The organism is Roseivirga spongicola (genome assembly GCF_034376045.1).
GTDB lineage: Bacteria > Bacteroidota > Bacteroidia > Cytophagales > Cyclobacteriaceae > Roseivirga > Roseivirga spongicola.
Genome location: NZ_CP139724.1, coordinates 702,903 through 720,926, shown reverse-complemented (window position 1 = coordinate 720,926; position 18,024 = coordinate 702,903). Strand labels below are relative to the sequence as shown.

General features: G+C 41.2%; 13 protein-coding genes. 7 read left to right on the top strand and 6 right to left on the bottom strand.

Going from position 1 to position 18,024, the window contains the following annotated elements; genetic code table 11:
* Positions 1-16: 16 nt before the first annotated feature.
* From T7867_RS03225 to T7867_RS03200, 6 genes are all read left to right on the top strand, one after another.
* Positions 17-1,180, top strand: coding sequence for a hypothetical protein (locus T7867_RS03225; RefSeq protein ID WP_157717472.1), 1,164 nt, complete (start codon positions 17-19; stop codon positions 1,178-1,180).
* A 131-nt stretch (positions 1,181-1,311) separates the two neighbouring features.
* On the top strand, positions 1,312-2,094 hold the full coding sequence (locus T7867_RS03220; protein WP_068215711.1) for an alpha/beta fold hydrolase: 783 nt from the start codon (positions 1,312-1,314) through the stop codon (positions 2,092-2,094).
* Between the two features lie 16 nt (positions 2,095-2,110).
* Entirely contained in the window at positions 2,111-3,193 is a 1,083-nt protein-coding gene (locus tag T7867_RS03215) for an efflux RND transporter periplasmic adaptor subunit (RefSeq protein WP_068215708.1), read from the top strand.
* 1 nt (position 3,194) lies between these two features.
* Positions 3,195-6,266 carry an efflux RND transporter permease subunit gene (locus T7867_RS03210; protein ID WP_068215701.1) on the top strand — a complete coding sequence of 1,024 codons (3,072 nt, stop codon included), beginning with the start codon at positions 3,195-3,197 and terminating at the stop codon, positions 6,264-6,266.
* Between the two features lie 2 nt (positions 6,267-6,268).
* Positions 6,269-7,573: a TolC family protein gene (locus tag T7867_RS03205; RefSeq protein WP_068215699.1), complete on the top strand. Its 1,305-nt coding sequence runs from the start codon at positions 6,269-6,271 to the stop codon at positions 7,571-7,573.
* A gap of 90 nt (positions 7,574-7,663) precedes the next feature.
* Positions 7,664-9,175, top strand: coding sequence for an MltF family protein (locus T7867_RS03200; protein WP_084375529.1), 1,512 nt, complete (start codon positions 7,664-7,666; stop codon positions 9,173-9,175).
* Here the strand turns inward: T7867_RS03200 and crtD are convergent.
* The 5 genes from crtD to T7867_RS03175 form a co-directional block, all read right to left on the bottom strand.
* The gene (gene crtD / locus T7867_RS03195) at positions 9,164-10,627 is read right to left on the bottom strand and encodes a 1-hydroxycarotenoid 3,4-desaturase CrtD (RefSeq protein ID WP_322299832.1); all 1,464 of its coding nucleotides are present in this window, start codon (positions 10,625-10,627) and stop codon (positions 9,164-9,166) included. The two genes, T7867_RS03200 and crtD, sit on opposite strands and share 12 nt — an antisense overlap.
* A 276-nt stretch (positions 10,628-10,903) precedes the next feature.
* Positions 10,904-12,157 carry an NAD(P)/FAD-dependent oxidoreductase gene (locus tag T7867_RS03190; RefSeq protein WP_273514930.1) on the bottom strand — a complete coding sequence of 418 codons (1,254 nt, stop codon included), beginning with the start codon at positions 12,155-12,157 and terminating at the stop codon, positions 10,904-10,906.
* Positions 12,158-13,159 carry a 4-hydroxyproline epimerase gene (locus tag T7867_RS03185; protein ID WP_273514932.1) on the bottom strand — a complete coding sequence of 334 codons (1,002 nt, stop codon included), beginning with the start codon at positions 13,157-13,159 and terminating at the stop codon, positions 12,158-12,160.
* A gap of 41 nt (positions 13,160-13,200) precedes the next feature.
* Positions 13,201-14,769: an aldehyde dehydrogenase (NADP(+)) gene (locus tag T7867_RS03180; protein ID WP_068215691.1), complete on the bottom strand. Its 1,569-nt coding sequence runs from the start codon at positions 14,767-14,769 to the stop codon at positions 13,201-13,203.
* 1 nt (position 14,770) lies between these two features.
* A complete protein-coding gene (locus T7867_RS03175) occupies positions 14,771-15,685 on the bottom strand; it encodes a dihydrodipicolinate synthase family protein (protein ID WP_322299831.1) in 915 nt (304 codons plus the stop codon).
* A 124-nt stretch (positions 15,686-15,809) separates the two neighbouring features.
* Here T7867_RS03175 and T7867_RS03170 point away from each other — a divergent pair, with 124 nt between their 5' ends.
* Positions 15,810-16,670, top strand: coding sequence for an AraC family transcriptional regulator (locus tag T7867_RS03170; protein ID WP_068215687.1), 861 nt, complete (start codon positions 15,810-15,812; stop codon positions 16,668-16,670).
* Here the strand turns inward: T7867_RS03170 and T7867_RS03165 are convergent.
* Positions 16,657-17,979, bottom strand: a complete 1,323-nt coding sequence (locus T7867_RS03165; protein ID WP_068215685.1) for an FAD-dependent oxidoreductase — start codon at positions 17,977-17,979, stop codon at positions 16,657-16,659. The two genes, T7867_RS03170 and T7867_RS03165, sit on opposite strands and share 14 nt — an antisense overlap.
* Positions 17,980-18,024: the final 45 nt, after the last annotated feature.

Sequence of the window (18,024 nt, the reverse complement as noted above, 5' to 3'; positions counted from 1 at the left end):
TAAGACTTACTAGAAAATGAAATACTTAAATAAACTTAATCTTGTCGCTTTATTGATGGCTGTTGCTATCGTGTCTTGCGACCCGTTAGAAGAAACTTTCGAAGAATTAGATAACTCAACTGATTCATCGATTTCTGCAGACCTTGAGTTTACAATGTCTGATGATGATTACGAATTGTTAGAAGATGTTCCTGGTGGTGCGGGTATTGCTCAGTACAAGAACTTTGATAATCCTAACGAGCCTAAGGAGTTCCTTCCAATTGTTCTTTCAATGAAGTACCCTCACTTGGGTAATGGTTCTTCTGCATTAGTTACTTACAATTTCTACAACGGAAGTTCTCCAGACTTAAGAGGTGATTACTGGGAGTACACAGTAACTTCAGATGAGTACGATCAATTGGGTTTCCGTTTTGGTAACTTTAGCAATCTTTCTGCTGATATTCCTAAGTATGCTGAATTTAAGCAACCAGATGCTTGGGATGGTGACTACATGGATATTGAGCACAAGTTCTATAATGGTTCTGGTGTAGAAACTATCACGTCTAGAGCAGTGTACACTGTTTCTGACGGATGGCAGTACACTTTCATTCTTCCTGCAGATTCTTATGGAGATTTCTTCGGTGAGAGTGGAACGGACTTTTCTAACAGTGGTGAGGGTCTAGATAAAGTGCCAGTTTACTTGAATAACTTTAGAGTAAACTTTGTTGAGGCTGGTACTCGTTTGGTAGTTCAGTATAACTACGATGACGGTGAAGATGGTGATGTTCCTGCTGTAGGTCTTTACATCTTTAATGGTACTGAGTGGTTACTTTATAACGATCATTACCAAGTTACTCCTGATGTTCTTCAATTAGGTTATGAAGCTGGTGAGTGGGTGCCCGATAATACTATCAAGTATACTTTATCTAATGCTGATTACGCAACTATCGGAGCTGAGTATACTGGTACTCCAAGAGGAGATAATTTGGTTAGCTTCGGTAACTTCAACAGAACTGGTGGAAGTACATCATGGAGCTCTGAACAAGTTATTGATGCTTTAGCTTTCTTGTTAGATAGCGGTGGGTTTGTGACTGAAGAAGGTCAGAAATACCAGATCACAATCGTAATCTACAATGGTTCTACTACTACTGAAGTTTGGAACCTTATTAGAGAGAATGGCGAGTGGGTAGAGAAACAATAACCCATTAGAAATATATATAATGAAAGTCCTGAGGCAACTCAGGACTTTTTTTGTGTCTGCTTAACACTAAGAGTTCTATAAACGGTCGAACTAATTAGGCTGAGGGACGTTACTTTTGAATTAGGATTCAAATGCTGTATTACAAAACATATCAACATGCCGAGTCTACTGAATGGGTAACTTTTGTTCATGGAGCTGGAGGTAGCTCATCCATTTGGTTTAAGCAGATTAAATCGTTCAAAGAGCGATATAATGTGTTATTGATTGACCTTAGAGGTCACGGTAAGTCTCAAGAAATGTTTCAGCGGTACTTTACCAATGAATATAATTTTGAGAACATCTCTAAAGATATTATTGAGGTGCTAGATCATCTCAAAATCCAGAAATCGCACTTTGTAGGTATTTCACTGGGTACTATTCTCATAAGAACCATCTGTGAAATTGCTCCAGAAAGAGTCAACTCTCTTATTCTAGGGGGGGCAGTAACCCGACTTAATGTAAGGTCTAAATTTTTGGTGGCAGTGGGCAATGCAACTAAGAGGTTCCTCCCTTTTATGTGGCTTTACAAATTATTTGCTTGGATTATTATGCCACGCAAGCGGAACCAAGAGTCTAGGATACTTTTTGCTAGTCAGGCAAAAAAACTATGTCAGCACGAGTTCATCAGATGGTTTAACCTCACCTATAAGTTGAATCCGCTGTTGAAGTATTTCAACGAGAAAGAAATAAAGATGCCAACCTTATACCTTATGGGAGACGAAGATTACATGTTTTTACCACAGGTAATGGATTTGGCAAAGAAACATAAGAATTCATTTTTAAATATAATACCCGATTGTGGGCATGTGTGTAATGTAGAGCAACCTGATGCTTTCAACCGCTTGGCCATGAATTTTATAGACTCAAATTCTTAATCTACTAATTGTTCAAATGAGTAAATTTTCTCGAATTGCCGTTATCCTTGTGATAATCATTATAGTCGTTGCTTGGGCCGTTTACCCAAGATTAGACGATTTCACAGGTTCTGGTAGCAATGACGCGATTGCTGCAACGGCTTCTAGAGGTCCTTCTGCACTGCCAGTAAATGTAAGTGTGGTTCAACCTAAATACATAGAAAACAAGATTAAAGTAACTGGTTCAATTCTCCCAAATGAATCTATAGAGCTAAAAAGTGAGGTTTCTGGCTTAGTGACTAAGGTTCATTTTAAGGAAGGTCAGCAGGTGAAGAAAGGAGAACTCCTTATTTCGCTGAAAGATGATGAACTGAAAGCACAACTAGAAAAGCTTAAGTATAGCAATCAGTTGGCTAAAGAAACTGAAGGTAGGCAGAAGCAGCTGTTAGATAGAGGTGCTATCAGTCAAGAAGAGTATGATATCTCTCTGACCAACCTTAATACCACCAGTGCCGATATAAGATTGCTGGAAGCTCAGCTAGATAAGATGTCAATCAAAGCACCTTTTAATGGAACGCTTGGCTTGAGACAAATTAGTGAAGGTGCCTACATTACTAACGGTACTGTAATTACTAGCCTTTATAGCTTGAACCCTATGAAAGTAGACTTTGCTATTCCAGGTAAATATGCTGGTAATGTAAAGGTAGGTAACAGAATTAGCTTCGGAACAGACGCTTCTTTAGATACTTTCGAAGGCGAAGTTTACGCTATTGAGCCAAAGATTGATGAAACTACCAGAACGCTTAGACTAAGAGCACTAGCTGACAATAAGTCGAACCAGTTAATGCCAGGTCAGTTCGCCAAAATCGAATTGGTGATGGAGAGCATAGAAGACGCGCTTATGGTGCCAGCCGTTTCGGTTATCCCTGAATTAAACGGGCACAAGGTTTATATATCTAAAGGAGGAAAGGCTGCTTCGGTTCCTGTAGAGATAGGAATTAGAACGGATGAAGAAGTGCAGATACTTAAAGGAGTGGAACCACAAGATTCTGTGATTATTTCGGGCCTTCTGCAAATAAGACCGGGTTCTGCAGTTCAGATAAACTCAGTAAGAGACTAGTATGGCCAGTTTATCAACCATTAGTATTAAAAGACCAGTGCTTGCACTGGTAATGAATATTGTCATAGTCATATTCGGAATCATTGGCTTCTTGTATCTGGGAGTTAGGGAATTTCCGAGTGTAGACCCACCTGTAATCTCTGTTTCAACCTCTTACACTGGAGCTAATGCAGAGATTATTGAATCTCAGATTACCGAACCTTTAGAAGAGGCCCTTAACAGTATTGCAGGTATTAAAACCCTGACTTCTACTAGTAGAGATGGTGGTAGCTCAATTAGTGCAGAGTTCGATTTAGGTGTAGACCTTGAGGCCGCTGCCAATGATGTTAGAGACAAAGTAGCCGGAGTAGTTAGAAGACTGCCTCCTGACGTAGAGCCACCAAACGTATCTAAAGCCGATGCAGATTCGAGCCCTATTATTTTCCTCAATATTTCGAGTAGTGAGAGAGACCTTCTGGAGCTAACGCTTATAGCTGAAAACATCTTCAAGGAAAGAGTTCAGACTATCCAAGGAGTGAGTTCGGTACAGGTCTGGGGCTCTAAAAGGTATTCCATGAGGCTTAAAATGGATCCAGAGAAATTGGCTGCCTATGAGCTTACCCCAATAGATGTATTGAATGCGGTTAATAGTGATAATGTTGAACTGCCTTCAGGAAGAGTGGAAGGTGCTGAAACCGAACTTACTGTAAGAACAGTTGGCCGAATCAACACTCCTCAAGAATATAACGACCTGATTGTAAAAGAAGAGGGCGATATTATTGTTCGCTTTAGAGATATTGGAGAGGCAGTTCTGGCACCGGAAAATGAAAGAACTATTCTGAAGAGAGACGGAGTGCCTATGGTGGGTATTGCTGTTATCACTCAGCCAGGATCTAACAATATTGAAATTGCCGATGCCTTTTATGAAAGAATTGAGCAAGTAAAGAAAGACTTACCTGCAGATATTAATGTTGCTATAGGCTTCGATAATACAGATTATATCAGAGAGTCTATCACAGAAGTGCAACAGACCATTATAGTTGCCTTTGCGCTCGTAGTAGTAATCATTTTCTTGTTTCTAAGAGACTGGAGAACCACTGTAATTCCTATTGCTACTATTCCAATTTCACTAATTGGAGCATTTTTTATTATGTACGTTTCTGGCTTTTCCATAAACGTACTTACCCTGCTCGGAATAGTGTTAGCCATTGGTCTTGTAGTAGACGATACCATTGTAGTGCTAGAAAATATCTACTCTAAAATTGAGGGTGGTTTACACCCAGAAGAGGCTGGCGTTAAAGGAGCAAATGAAATTTTCTTTGCGGTAATATCTACTACGGTAGCCTTGGTGGCAGTATTTATGCCAGTTATTTTCCTTCAAGGTTTAACGGGAAGGCTATTCCGTGAATTTGGTATTGTAGTGGCTGGGGCGGTTGTAATATCGTCTTTTGTAGCGCTTACCCTTACTCCTATGATGAGTACACGGATATTAAAGAAGCGCGAAAAGCACAACGCATTTTATAATTTTACAGAGCCCTTCTTTGTTTGGTTGAATAATGTGTATGCCAAGTCTTTAGACTCATTTATGAAAGTGAGGTGGATGGCTTTTGTGGTTATTCTATTGGCAGGAGGAATGATTGCGTTTTTCTTAACGGGTAACCGAATTCCTGAAGAAATTGCTCCATTAGAAGATAGATCCAGTGTTCGTGGTTTTGCAACAGGGCCAGAAGGAGCCACTTTTGAGTACATGGACAGATATGTGGATAGCCTTATCACTGCTGTAGATAAAGAAGTGCCAGAGACACAGGCCATTATTACGGTTACTTCTCCTGGTTTTGGTAATAGTGCAGTCAATTCTGCTAGATTTTTCCTGATTCTTAAAGACCCAGACCAAAGAAAGAGAACTCAACAACAAATTGTAGATGACTTTACACCGGCAGTGAATCGATACACCGAGGCGAGAGCATTCTTGTCTCAGCCCGCAACTATTGGAGGAAGAAGAAGTTCTGGCTTCCCCGTACAGTATGTAATTCAGGCGCCTAACATTGAAAAGCTGAAGGAAGTTTTACCTGAGTTTATGCTCAGAGCACAGGACTCTCCTGAATTTACATTTGTTAATCTAGATCTTAAGTTCAATAAGCCAGAGATTAAGATTGAAATTGATAGGGAGAAGGCTAGGTCTTTAGGACTATCGGTTAGAGACATTGCCCAAACCTTACAGCTAGGCTTGTCGGGTCAACGTTTTGGCTTTTTCATTTTAGATGGAAAGCAATACCAAATTATCGGTCAGGTAGATAGAGAGAATAGAAACGATCCATTAGATCTGAAAACGCTTTATGTAAGAAACAATCAGGGCGAACTAATTCAGCTAGATAATTTGGTAACCCTTACTGAAAGCAGCTCTCCACCGCAACTCTACCGATTCAATAGATTTGCTTCAGCTACGGTTTCGGCCAACTTGGCTCCAAAAGTTACTACTGGTCAAGGAATTGAAGCAATGGATAGAATTGCTGATGAAGTACTAGACGAAACCTTTCAGACAGACTTAGCGGGCGAATCTAGAGAATTTAAAGAAAGTACTAACAGTCTTTACTTTGCGTTCGGTTTTGCTTTGGTGCTTATCTACTTAGTACTATCGGCTCAGTTCGAAAGCTTTGTAGATCCGCTTATCATTCTGTTTACCGTACCGTTGGCACTTGCAGGTGCATTATTGGTGCTTTGGAGATATGAAGAAACTTTGAACGTATTCAGCCAGATCGGAATCATTATGCTAGTAGGTTTGGTGTCTAAAAACGGTATCCTCATTGTAGAGTTTGCCAATCAAAGAAAGGCACAAGGGCTTAGTGTAATGGAAGCTATTGTAGATTCATCTAGGTCTAGATTCAGGCCAATTCTGATGACTTCTTTTTCAACTATTCTGGGAATTTTACCTATTGCCTTAGCACTTGGAGCAGGTGCCGAAAGCCGAGTATCAATGGGGGTAGCCATTATCGGTGGTCTAGTATTCTCAACTATTTTAACTCTTTATGTCATTCCGGCCATGTACTCTTACTTTACAAGTAAGAAGAGCCGTTTGGCCAGAACATCAGCTTAAGCATGAAAAGAATTGTTTCAAGTTTATTTTTTATTCTCCTTTCTGGAGGCGTAATGGCCCAACAAAGTCTTACGCTTCAGGAGGCCGTTGCTACTGGTCTAGAAAAGAATCTGAATATTCAAATAGTTTCAAAAACGGTAGATCAGACAACTAACGACTATGATAAAAGTATTGGTGAATTTTTGCCTAACGTGAGTGTTACGGCCAGTAAAAGCTTCTCTAATACTAATGTTACTCAGCAGTTTGTGAATGACGATGCGCCAAGAGAAATAAATGGTGCAAAGTCTAATACTTTAGATGTGAGCCCTACGCTCCGATGGACCATCTTCGATGGGCTTGGTATGTTCTATACTAGAGACAGGTTGGCAGAGCAAATGGGATTGGCAGAGGACGATTTGAAGGTTCAGATTGAAAATACTATTGCTCAAATTTCTACTGCCTACTACATTATTGTTTTGGAGCAAGAAAGGCTAAGGGTATTGGAAGACGCGCTAGAACTGTCGGCTACAAGAGTTGAATTAGCCAAGACTCGCTATGAAGTTGGTAAAACATCTAAGTTAGATTATTTACAAGCTCAAGTAGATTACAATACAGATCAATCGAATATTCTTCAACAAAGGGAGGTAGTATACAATGCTTTTGTTGACCTGAACAGACTAATGGGGGCCGACTTAGAGAATAGATACTCCGTTCAGTCGACATTCGAAGTAGAGAGGAGCCTTGAATTGAACGGTCTTCTTGAGAGTGTGAACCTCAACAATCCGAGTTTGTTGAGAGCGCGGAGGAATCGTGAAATCGCATATCTTCAAACCAAAGAGGTAAAAGCCGAGCTACTTCCAGAGATATCTCTAAACTTCGGTTATAACTTCAACGATCGGAACTCAGATGCTGGCTTTCTTATAAGCAACACCTCAAAAGGTATTAATTATGGTGTCTCAGCTTCATGGACAATCCTCAATGGATTCGATGTGAAAAGAAGGCAGCAAAATGCTCGTATAGCAGTAGAAACCCGCGAATTAGAAGTGCAAGACCTGAAGCAGCAATTAGAAGCAGATATTAGAAAGGCCTTCATCAATTATGAAAATAGCCTTGCTTTGAGTGAGCTGGAAGAACGCAATTTTGAAATTGCCGAAGAAAACTACGAGATAGCTCAAGACCGATACAATATTGGCAATGCCACTGCTCTAGAAATTCGCGAAGCTCAAGTCAATTTCGTTCAGGCCGAACTAAGAAAGTTGCAAGCTGCATTCAACGTTCAAGTGCAAGAAGTAGAGCTCAAAAGGTTGGCAGGAGAGAACCTCCGTTAGTCTAAGTGCTTGAATTTTAAGACCTAGTTTACTATCTTCTCAAAACCTCCAATTGAACTTTCGTGGCTCAATTGGGTTTTGTAGAAAGATATGAAATCTACTAAACGTAAATTCATTTCGTTGACAGCCAGTGTTTTGCTGGTTGCACTCTTTTGGTCATGTAACAACTCTTCAGATCAAAGCACCGCCCAGAACACTCCCAAAAAGGAGAGCAAGGCTATTAAATTCGATCTGGATAAAATCAAAGAACGAGGAAGCCTCATTGCAGTTGTAGATAATAGCACCACGGGCTATTTCATTTACAGAGGTAGGCCAATGGGCTATGAATACGAATTACTTTCTCGCTTAACCAAGAGTCTTGGTGTAGACCTCAAAGTGGTACTTACCGCCAATATAGAGCAAGCCTTTGAAATGCTCAATTCTGGGGAAGCCGATATTATGGCTTACCACCTCACTATTACTAAAGAGCGTAGCAAGCGAGTAGCCTTTTCAGAACCTCATAATACGGTTAGGCAAGTGTTGGTGCAGCGAAAGCCAGACAATTGGAGACAGCTTAAAATTCACCAAATAGATGCCTCTCTTATCAGGAACCCTATAGACTTAGGGGGCGAAAAGGTGTATACAAGAAAGGGCTCTTCTTTCGCATCGAGGTTGAAGAATTTATCTGATGAGATTGGAGAGGATATTGATGTGGTAGAATTGGAAGGCGATGTAGATACTGAGAATCTAATTAGGCAGGTAGTAAATGGTGAGATAGACTATACCATTGCCGATGAAGATGTAGCCATGATTAATGCTACCTATTCTCCAATATTAGATGTTGCCACAGACATTAGTTTCCCTCAACAAATTGCTTGGGGTATGAGAAAAAATGCTCCCAACCTGAAGAAGGCAGTAGACAATTGGATTACTCAAATGAAGCGGAAGCCAGATTTTTATGTGATCTATAATAAGTATTTTAAGAGTAGTAAAACTCAGAGAATTAGAGCTAAGAGTGATTACTCTTCAATAAGCCAGGGTAGAATTTCACCTTATGATGATTTAATAATGGAAGGAGCCGAAGAACTAGGAATTGACTGGTTGTTGTTGGCCTCAATTATTTTTCAAGAATCTAAGTTCGATCCGAAGGTAGAGTCTTGGGCAGGGGCGAAAGGTCTCATGCAGTTAACCAATAATGTTATAGACGAGTACTCAGTTGACGATGTCTACAATCCAGAACAGAATATTTGGGCGGGCGTTAAGCATTTGCAATGGCTTCTCAATTATTGGGAAGATGATCTTGAGAATATTGAAGACAGGATGAAGTTTACGCTTGGAGCATACAATGTTGGTCAAGGCCATGTAAGAGATGCCATGCGTTTGGCAGAGAAATATAACAAAGATGCAAAAGACTGGAGTGTTGTGGCTGAGTACCTACTTCTAAAATCAAAGCCTGAATATTACAATGACCCCGTTGTAGAATTTGGCTATTGTCGCGGTTCAGAACCTGTTAATTACGTGAAACAAATTATGAACCGATACGAGCAATATAAGCTCTTCTTTTCTAATGATGAGGTGGAAGCCGACTCAACCAAGATTGTGGAAGCGAGCCTAATTCATTAATTCATCTACTAGTTTTGCTGAAGACAGGCAAAGAGGAATTCCGCCTCCTGGGTGAACACTCCCCCCACAGAAGTACAAATCTTTGATACGCTTTGAGAAGTTTGGGTGGCGCAAGAATGCAGAGAATTTGTTATTCGAGCTATTGCCATAAAGTGCACCCGCCACACTACTAGTTTTGGCCTCAATAAGCCTCGGATCCAGAATGTCTTCTACCTCAATCAGTGGCTCAATATCTTCTCCAAGCTCTTTTGATAGCTTTTTGATGATCGCTTTTTTAGCATATTGAATCAGGTAGTCCCAGTCTTGCCCCTGATTATTGGGTACATTAATCATAGTAAACCAGTTCTGGCAGCCCTCAGGAGCATCCGAAGCATTATGAACCGAAGTAATATTTACATAGACAGTCGGGTCTTTATAAATACTGCCTTTCTTAAATATGTGCTGAAACTCTGTCTTATAGTCTTCCGAAAAGAAGATGTTATGAAGCCCTAGTTGCTTAAACTCTTTCTTGATTCCCCAATAAAAAATAAGTGCAGAACTAGATTTAGGCTGATTTAGCAGCCTTTTAGGTTGATGCTGGTCTTTTAATAGGTTTTTGTAAGCTGCAACCATATCCATATTGCACACCACCTTATCGGCTTTATGAAAACCCATATTAGTGTCGATGCCTTTAGCTGCTCCTTTGTGAACCACTATTTTTTGAACCTTGGTGTCGAAGTAGAAATTTACACCTAAGTCTAGCGCCAAGCTATATAAGGAGTTGGTTATGGCGTGCATTCCGCCTTTTGGGAAGTACGCCCCTATGCCAAATTCTAAATGAGGGATGATATTCAATGTGGCCGGAGTCTGATAAGGATCTGATCCGTTGTAGGTAGCATACCTGTTGAAAAGCTGAGCGGTTTTTGGGTTGTCGAATCGCTTTTGATTGGCTTGGTTCATTGTTCTATTGAAATCAAAGCGATTTAGTTTTCCGTAGGCTGAAAGAGCATCTGGGCTGAGCCAAGTTGAAACCTTGTTCAAACTCTTTTCTAAGAATAACGGTGCCAAATGTTTATAAAGCAGAGCACTATTATCTAAAGCCGCTAAGATGTTTTTGCGAGATTCTCCAAGCTGTTCTTCAAACTCGGAGGCTAGCTTTTCCTTATCATACCAAGCTGTAAGCCGACTACCATCGGCATAGAAATATCGGCAAGTTTCATCTAGCTGAACGTATTCAAAATAATCCTTAGGATTTAATCCAGAGAGCTCAAAAAGTTCATCTACTAAATGTGGAAGGGTAAATAGAGAAGGGCCAGCATCGAATCGATACTCCCCTAAAGAAATTTCTGAAAGTTTACCTCCTGGGTAGCTATTTGCTTCAAATACGGAAACGGTGTACCCTCTGTTGGCCAACCGAATGGCAGAAGCTATTCCTGCTATGCCGGAGCCAATCACAATTGCTGATTTAGCCATTTATCAGTAGTTATTGTAAGTCTTTGGTTGAGGAAACCGTTAAACTCAATGTCAACTGATTATGTTGGAAGATAGTAATTGCAAATGAAATGAGCTACTTGTATTTCCTTATTCGGCTTTTTAATACTTCAACCTGCCTGAAAGCCGATGCCATTTGGCCTCTGTCGAATTAATGACTTCCAACTTTTCTAAGCTTATTGTATACCTATGGTTCTGCTTCTAGACTTAATCACTAGGTTTAACAATTGTCTATTGCGTTCTATGTAATAGCTATGCTTAGTTATACCTTTCTACTTTAAGCAATTCAGATCTTACAGAAGCCTTTTCTCCAAGAACTTCTTCCGCGAGCATTTTGCCTGTAATAGGTCCTAAAGTCCAGCCTAACATGGCGTGGCCAGTTCCTACCTGCAGGTTTGAAAGTGATGAAACTCTGCCAATATAAGGCAGGCCGTCTGGCGTACACGGCCTTAGGCCTGCCCATGGTCTGATTGATGAAAAGTCATAATCTGCCAAGCTTGGCATAGCTACTTTTAAAGACTCGATAATTCCATCTATACGAGGCTGGTTAATGGTGTGGTTAATACCGGCCAGCTCCATGGTGCCAGCAATTCTAAGACCGTGCAACATTGGTGTAGTTGCAATTCGTGCTTCAACCAAAATTGAAGGTAGCTTCGGGTTGATCGGTAGATTTTCCATCATAAAGCTATACCCTTTGCCTCCTTGCAGTGGCATAAATATGCCGAGCCGCTTCATGAGAAGTGGAGACCAAGCACCCGCAGTAATAATAAACTCGTCTGCTATTAATTCGGCCACTTTAGTTTTAGCTGCTTTGACTTTGCTATTTTCAATTTTAAAATCAGTTAGTGTGCTGTGGTATTGAATGTCTACACCTCTTTCAATAAGTAGCTCTCTGAATTTTGCCATGAATACGTTTGGAGTCATCCATGAGTCGCAACCAAAAAATACTGAGCCCGCCATGTTGTACTGCACATTTGGGTCTAGTTTTTCTGTCTCTTCTCGAGTTAAGGTGGAGGCTTCTAAGCCATAGGACTCAGCAATTTTTACCATTTCTTCTTCATGGTGTAGGGTTTGAGGTGTTTGGCAAACCATTAGTAGTCCAGACTTATTATACCCGGCTTCTATTCGCTCAGTTTCTAATATTTCTTCATAGAGTTTTTGACTTTTCACGGTTAGATCATACAGAACTGGTATTGCTTCTTTTACCCGTTTGTCTGTAGAGGCTTTGTGAAAAAGTCTCACCCAGCGAATAAGGTCCAAGTCTAGCTTCGGCTTAATGTAGAAAGGACTTCTTTTGTTTAGCATCCATTTGAGCCCTTGGCTGATGATTCCAGGAGAGGCCAATGGAACCAAATGACTGGGTGAAACATAACCGGCATTACCATAAGAGCAGTTATTGTTGCCATCGGTTTGTTCTAGAATAGTAACCTCACAGCCCGATTTATTCAGGAAGTAGGCAGTGCTATACCCAACAATGCCAGCCCCAATAATGATTACTTTTTTCGCTTTCATTTAGATTACCTGAAATCCATATGCATATGGGTCGTCCTCATCATCTATTAATATGGTATTGTAGCCTGTTATTTTGGCCCATCCCTCAATGCTAGGCACAATCGCATCAATTGCTCCTAACTTTACTTGTTGTTCTATTCTTCCTATAAACTGGCTGCCAATAATGCTCTCGTGAACAAATTGGTCTCCAGGCTGTAGTTTGCCTTTAGCCGCCCATTGAGCCATTCTAGCTGAGGTGCCGGTACCACATGGAGACCTGTCTATTGCTTTGTCTCCATAGAAAACTGCATTTCTAGCAGTAGAATTGTCTCTTGTGGGCTTACCTGTCCATAAAATGTGAGAAAGCCCGCGAATGGTTTCGTTTTCTGGGTGTTGGAAAGTGTGAGATGCATTTATTCTTTCCCTCAGTACCCTACTCCAATTAACTAGGTCGTTGGCCGAGTAATTGGCCATGTCTTGGTAATTCTCTTGCGGATCTACAATTGCATAAAAATTACCACCATAGGCTACATCGACAGTGAGTTGTCCTAAATCTGGACAATCTACTTTTATCTCCTCTGCAGCCAAGTAAGCAGGTACGTTGGTTAGCCTTACACTACTTACTTTTTTTCCTTTCTGCTCAAAGTCTATGAGTACTAATCCTGCTGGTGTTTCCAGCCTCAGCTTTCCAGGTGTTTTAGGCTTAACGAGCCCTTCTTCAATCATGATAGTTACAGTACCAATAGTACCATGCCCACACATAGGTAAACAACCGGAGGTTTCGATGAATAGCACTCCTATATCATTGATGGGGTCACTGGGAGGATAAAGTATGCTGCCGGACATCATATCATGTCCTCGCGGCTCGAACATTAGCCCCTTCCTTATCCAGTCGTATTCCTCTAAAAAGTGCTGTCTCTTTTCGCTCATGTTAGCCCCCATAAGTAAGGGGCCTCCACCAGTCACTAGCCTAACAGGGTTTCCACAGGTATGGGCGTCTATACAAAAGAATCTCTTATTCATCTTCTAGTTCATTGAGGAGTAGCTAGCAGCCAATGTTTTCATCATTCTATCGCTTTATTGGTGAGCTCACCGTTTATCAACCTGCTGATTCCTTTTGGATTAGAGTCCTTAAGTTCTTCAGGTAGAACGCTGTTTGGCCACGATTGAAAGGCCACTGGTCTGGTAAACCGAGTTATGGCATCGTAGCCCACTGATGTGTATCGGCCATTACTGCTAGACGGGTACGGTCCACCATGGTGCATAGCTGGGCAAACTTCAACCCCAGTCGGCATGCCGTTGTAAATAATTCTGCCCACCTTTTCTCTTAGACTATTAATTACTTCCTCATAATTCACGAGGTCTGAATCAGTAGCAAGAATGGACCCTGTAAGTTGTCCGTCTAGGGCATCTACAACTTGAGGTAACTCGGATTGGTCAGCGCATTCTACAACAATAATGAATGGGCCGAATACTTCGTGATGCAATTCTGGGTTTGCCATAAAATCAGCTCCAGAAACGCTTACCGTAGCAGCTGCACCAGCTTCTATTTTTTCAGAAGAAGAAGTTACTGTTTGATGATTTCTTACTTCATTACCTGTTCTTTCATAAGATTTTCCAATGCTTTCGTTTAACATCACTCCTTTTGGAGTGGAAGAAAGCGCTGTGGCTAGTTCGGCTTTGAAAGCATCTAATGCGTCTGATTTAATGGCTAGTAAAAGACCAGGACTAGTACAGAATTGCCCAACGCCTAAAGTTACCGAGCTGGCCAAGGTTTGCGCTAAAACGGCTGCCTCTTGCGTGAGTTTTTCTGGGAATGCAATGACAGGGTTAGTGCTGCCCATTTCCGCATAGACAGGAATTGGGTTTTTACGTGCGGCCGCGCTATCCATGAGGGCTCTACCTCCCCTAAACGATCCTGTAAAACCAACCGCTTTAATTCTTTCATCTTTCACCAATTGTTGGCCAACAGAGATTCCCCCATTCACCATAGAGAAAACACCATCTGGCATACCAGTTTCTTCGGCAGCCTTTAATATTGCCCGGCTTACCAATTCATTAGTACCCAAATGAGATTCGTGTCCTTTTACAATCACAGGGTTGCCTGCGGCTAGAGCAGAAGCGGTGTCGCCTCCTGCGGTAGAAAATGCCAATGGGAAATTACTAGCACCAAAAACAGCGATCGGGCCAATTGGCATTTCCATCTTTCTTAGGTCAGGTTTAGGAATGGGTTGCCTATCGGGAATGGCGGTGTCAATTCTGGCGTTTACCCACGAACCCTCCTCAATAATGTCGGCAAAGGCATTTAGCTGATTGCATGTTCTGCCTCGTTCACCTTGAATTCTGCCTTCTGGAAGAGCAGTTTCGGCCATTGCACGCTCTACTAGCACATGGTCTAAATCCATTATGTTCTTGGCAATTGCTCTTAAGAAATTAGCTCTTTCGGTAGAGCTTTTCTTTCGATAAGCTTTGAACGCTTTCACAGCTAAGTCTACGGCCTCATTAACTTCTTTTTCCGTAGCTTCTACAAATACCTCTTTAAATGCTTCTCCAGAGGCAGGGTTATACGATGTTAAGTTTTTGCTGCCAGTAGAGGCTGGGCTTTTTCCTATAAAGTTTTGTCCTGTAATCATCTTATAAATTCAAGTAGACTGGAAGGGATGGTCTATTTTCAACACCTTCTTTTATAATACTTAAAACGCTGTCTCTTTCCACTCCTTGTAGAGGAAGCCTTGGAGGGCGCACAGTTTCAGTTCCAATGCCTGTAGCCACTTCGGCTAGTTTGATATTCTGAACCAATTTAGGATTAATGTCTAGCTCTAGAAGCGGTAAAAACCATCTGTAGATTTCTATTGCCTCGGCAATTCTTCCAGCCTTTTGTAATCTGTAGATCGCTACGGTTTCTGTAGGGAAAGCGCAAACAAGTCCTGCAACCCAGCCATCAGCTCCCATTAAAAGGCTTTCTAAGGCCAAGGTGTCTACACCAGAAAGTATTTTAAATCGATTCCCAAAACGGGTTTTCATTCTGGTGACATTAGAAATATCTCTGGTAGATTCCTTTACTGCCTGAATGTTTTCACATTCAGATAGAGATTCGAACATGTCTAACGTGACTTCAATTTTATAGTCTACAGGGTTATTGTAGATCATAATTGGAAGGTCTGTTGAGTTGGCTACCGCTTTAAAATAAGTTACGGTTTCAAGGTCATCGGCTTTATAGCGCATAGGAGGGAGCATCATTAAGCCATCGGCACCATTGGCTTTGGCCTTTTCTGCTGCCTTAATAGCTCCTTTGGTAGTTTGCTCAGCAATATTCATCACCACTGGCACTTTGCCTTTAGCTAGCTCTGCTGTGTATTTCACTAACTCATCTTTCTCATCTTCCATCAATGAGCAGGCTTCTCCTAATGTTCCTCCCAGAATTATCCCATCAACTCCAGCATTGAGCTGAGCTTCTATGTTTTTGGCAAACATTTCATTATCCAGTCGGTCATCTGTGGTAAACTTGGTGGTAACTGCAGGGTAAACTCCTTCCCAATTCACTTTCATGGCTTAAAATTTTCTCAAAACTACGCCAGTTCTCAAAGGCTTGCTTCGTAGAAATTGATCATTAATAGTGAAATATTTGCATTTTTGTCAGTTCAGTTGAATATAAAGTGTTTAGATTTCATTGATGAAGGCGCTACCTTTTAAAATACCTAAGGTTGAAGACAGCTCATTCCATCTACAGATTGATGATGAGCCTTACTTTTACGATAAACTGCATCAGCACCCAGAGTTGCAATTAACATGGATTGTAAAGGGGGAAGGAACTCTGATTTACGGAGATTATCTCGGAGAGTTTAAGCCTAATGAAGTCTTTTTGATGGGGAGTAATGTGCCTCATGTTTTTAGGAGCAGAGCTGAGTATTATGAGAAAGATAGTTTGAGGATTTTGGCTAAGTCTATCTTCTTCAAGCCTGATTTAATTAGAAAAGGACAGGCTATTTTGCCTGAATTGAGTCAGTTAGAAGGTCTACTTTTGGCTGCTTACCGTGGACTCAAGATAAACCCTGAAGAAAGTCAAAAACTGATTCATCAAATAGATGAAGTCTTTCGAGCAAATCCACTTTCTAGACTTGGGCAAACTCTTTGTTTGATTGATGAATTGGGGAAAACGGAGCTTCAGCCACTAAGCCAATTACCACAAAAGTCTATTACAGAAAACCAAGGGAGAAGGCTGGACGATGTTTTCAAGTTCACCCTAGAAAACTATCATCGACCGATTCAATTAGAAGAAGTGGCTGATGTGGTTCACATGAACAAGGCAGCTTTTTGCCGTTACTTTAAGCAGCACACCCGAAAAACCTACCTGAATTTCCTTAATGAAATCAGGCTGCAAAAGGCTACTGAACTACTTCGGACTACTGAACTTTCCGTTGCTCAAATTGCCTATGAAGTGGGCTTTAATAACCTATCTAATTTTAATAGGACTTTTAAATTGGTGAAGGGCAGTACTCCTTTAATTGAAAGAAGAAAGATTACAACTGATTAACAATCGACTCAAAATCCAGATTCTCCCAAGCCACTTCTATGCCTGGGTACTCCATTACTTTGTTCATAATTTGCTGTTGCTTTCGCCCTATTTCTAGTGCTTCGGAATAGCGCAAATCACTGAACGTTACCATTGGGTAGAGTGGAAGCCATTGCTCAGGAAAGAGTTCATTCAGTCTTTTTTCAATCTTCTTTTGAAGTATGAATTTAGGGTCGGCCACCTTATCACGCATCTCTATAAAATTGTACAATGCTAAATCTGCAATAGCTTCTGCATCGGGTTTGCGTAATTCTTGATACTTTTTTAGAAGCTCCGTACTAAGCTCGCCATGTTCTCCCAAAAGCTGGTCGAGCACATGGCAGTCTTCAAAACCAGCATTCATGCCTTGGCCATAAAACGGCACAATAGCATGGGCTGCATCACCAATTAAAGTGCAGTTTCCTCGAGTCCAAGGGTAACAACGGACAGTCACTAATCCCGAAGTTGGGTTGTTGTTGAAGTCATGTAGCAATTCTGGCATTAATGGCACCGCATCGGCAAATTCTTTATTGAAGAATGCCAGTACTGCTTCATCGTTCGGAAGCGACTCAAAAGACGTTTCTCCTTCAAATGGAAGAAAAAGTGTCACTGTAAAACTCTTATCCAGATTAGGTAATGCAATCAGCATAAACTTTCCTCTGGGCCAAATGTGAAGCGCGTTGGGGTCTATGGCAAACTCACCGTTTTCGGTAGGGGGGATATGAAGTTCTTTATAGCCAGCAGTTATGTAATGCTGCTCATAGTTGAACCTTTCGCCGCGCATAAATGAGTTGCGCAAAGCACTAAACGCACCATCGGCACCAAAAATAAAGTCAGATGAAACCGCTTTTTCCCCTTCTGGCGAGTGGAAATGCGCTTCCGTAGTTCTATAGTTTACATCGTTACATTTGTGGTTGAAGTGAATGGTTACACCAGCTTTTTCAGCTTCATCGAGCAAAAGTTCATTCAGGCCACCTCTGGAAACTGAGTTGATAAACTGACCTTCTTTCCCATAAGGATGAAAATCCAAGCTGCCCTCTAGGTCATGGATCATACGGCCAGGCATAGGAATACAGCGTTCCTTAACCTCTTCATTAAGCCCAAGAGCGTTTAATGCCTTAATACCTCTGTGACTCAAAGCTAAGTTGATAGATCTGCCAGCCGAGATGTCAGACTTTCTTAAGTCCGGACGGCCTTCAAATGCTTCTACTTTATAGCCTCTTTTAGCTAAAAAAATAGATAGTAATGAACCAACAAGTCCGGCTCCGAGTACAGTTACTTTTCTACTCATAGGTCAAAAAATCATAGTTGAATCCTTCCTTTCTCCCTTTAGGGT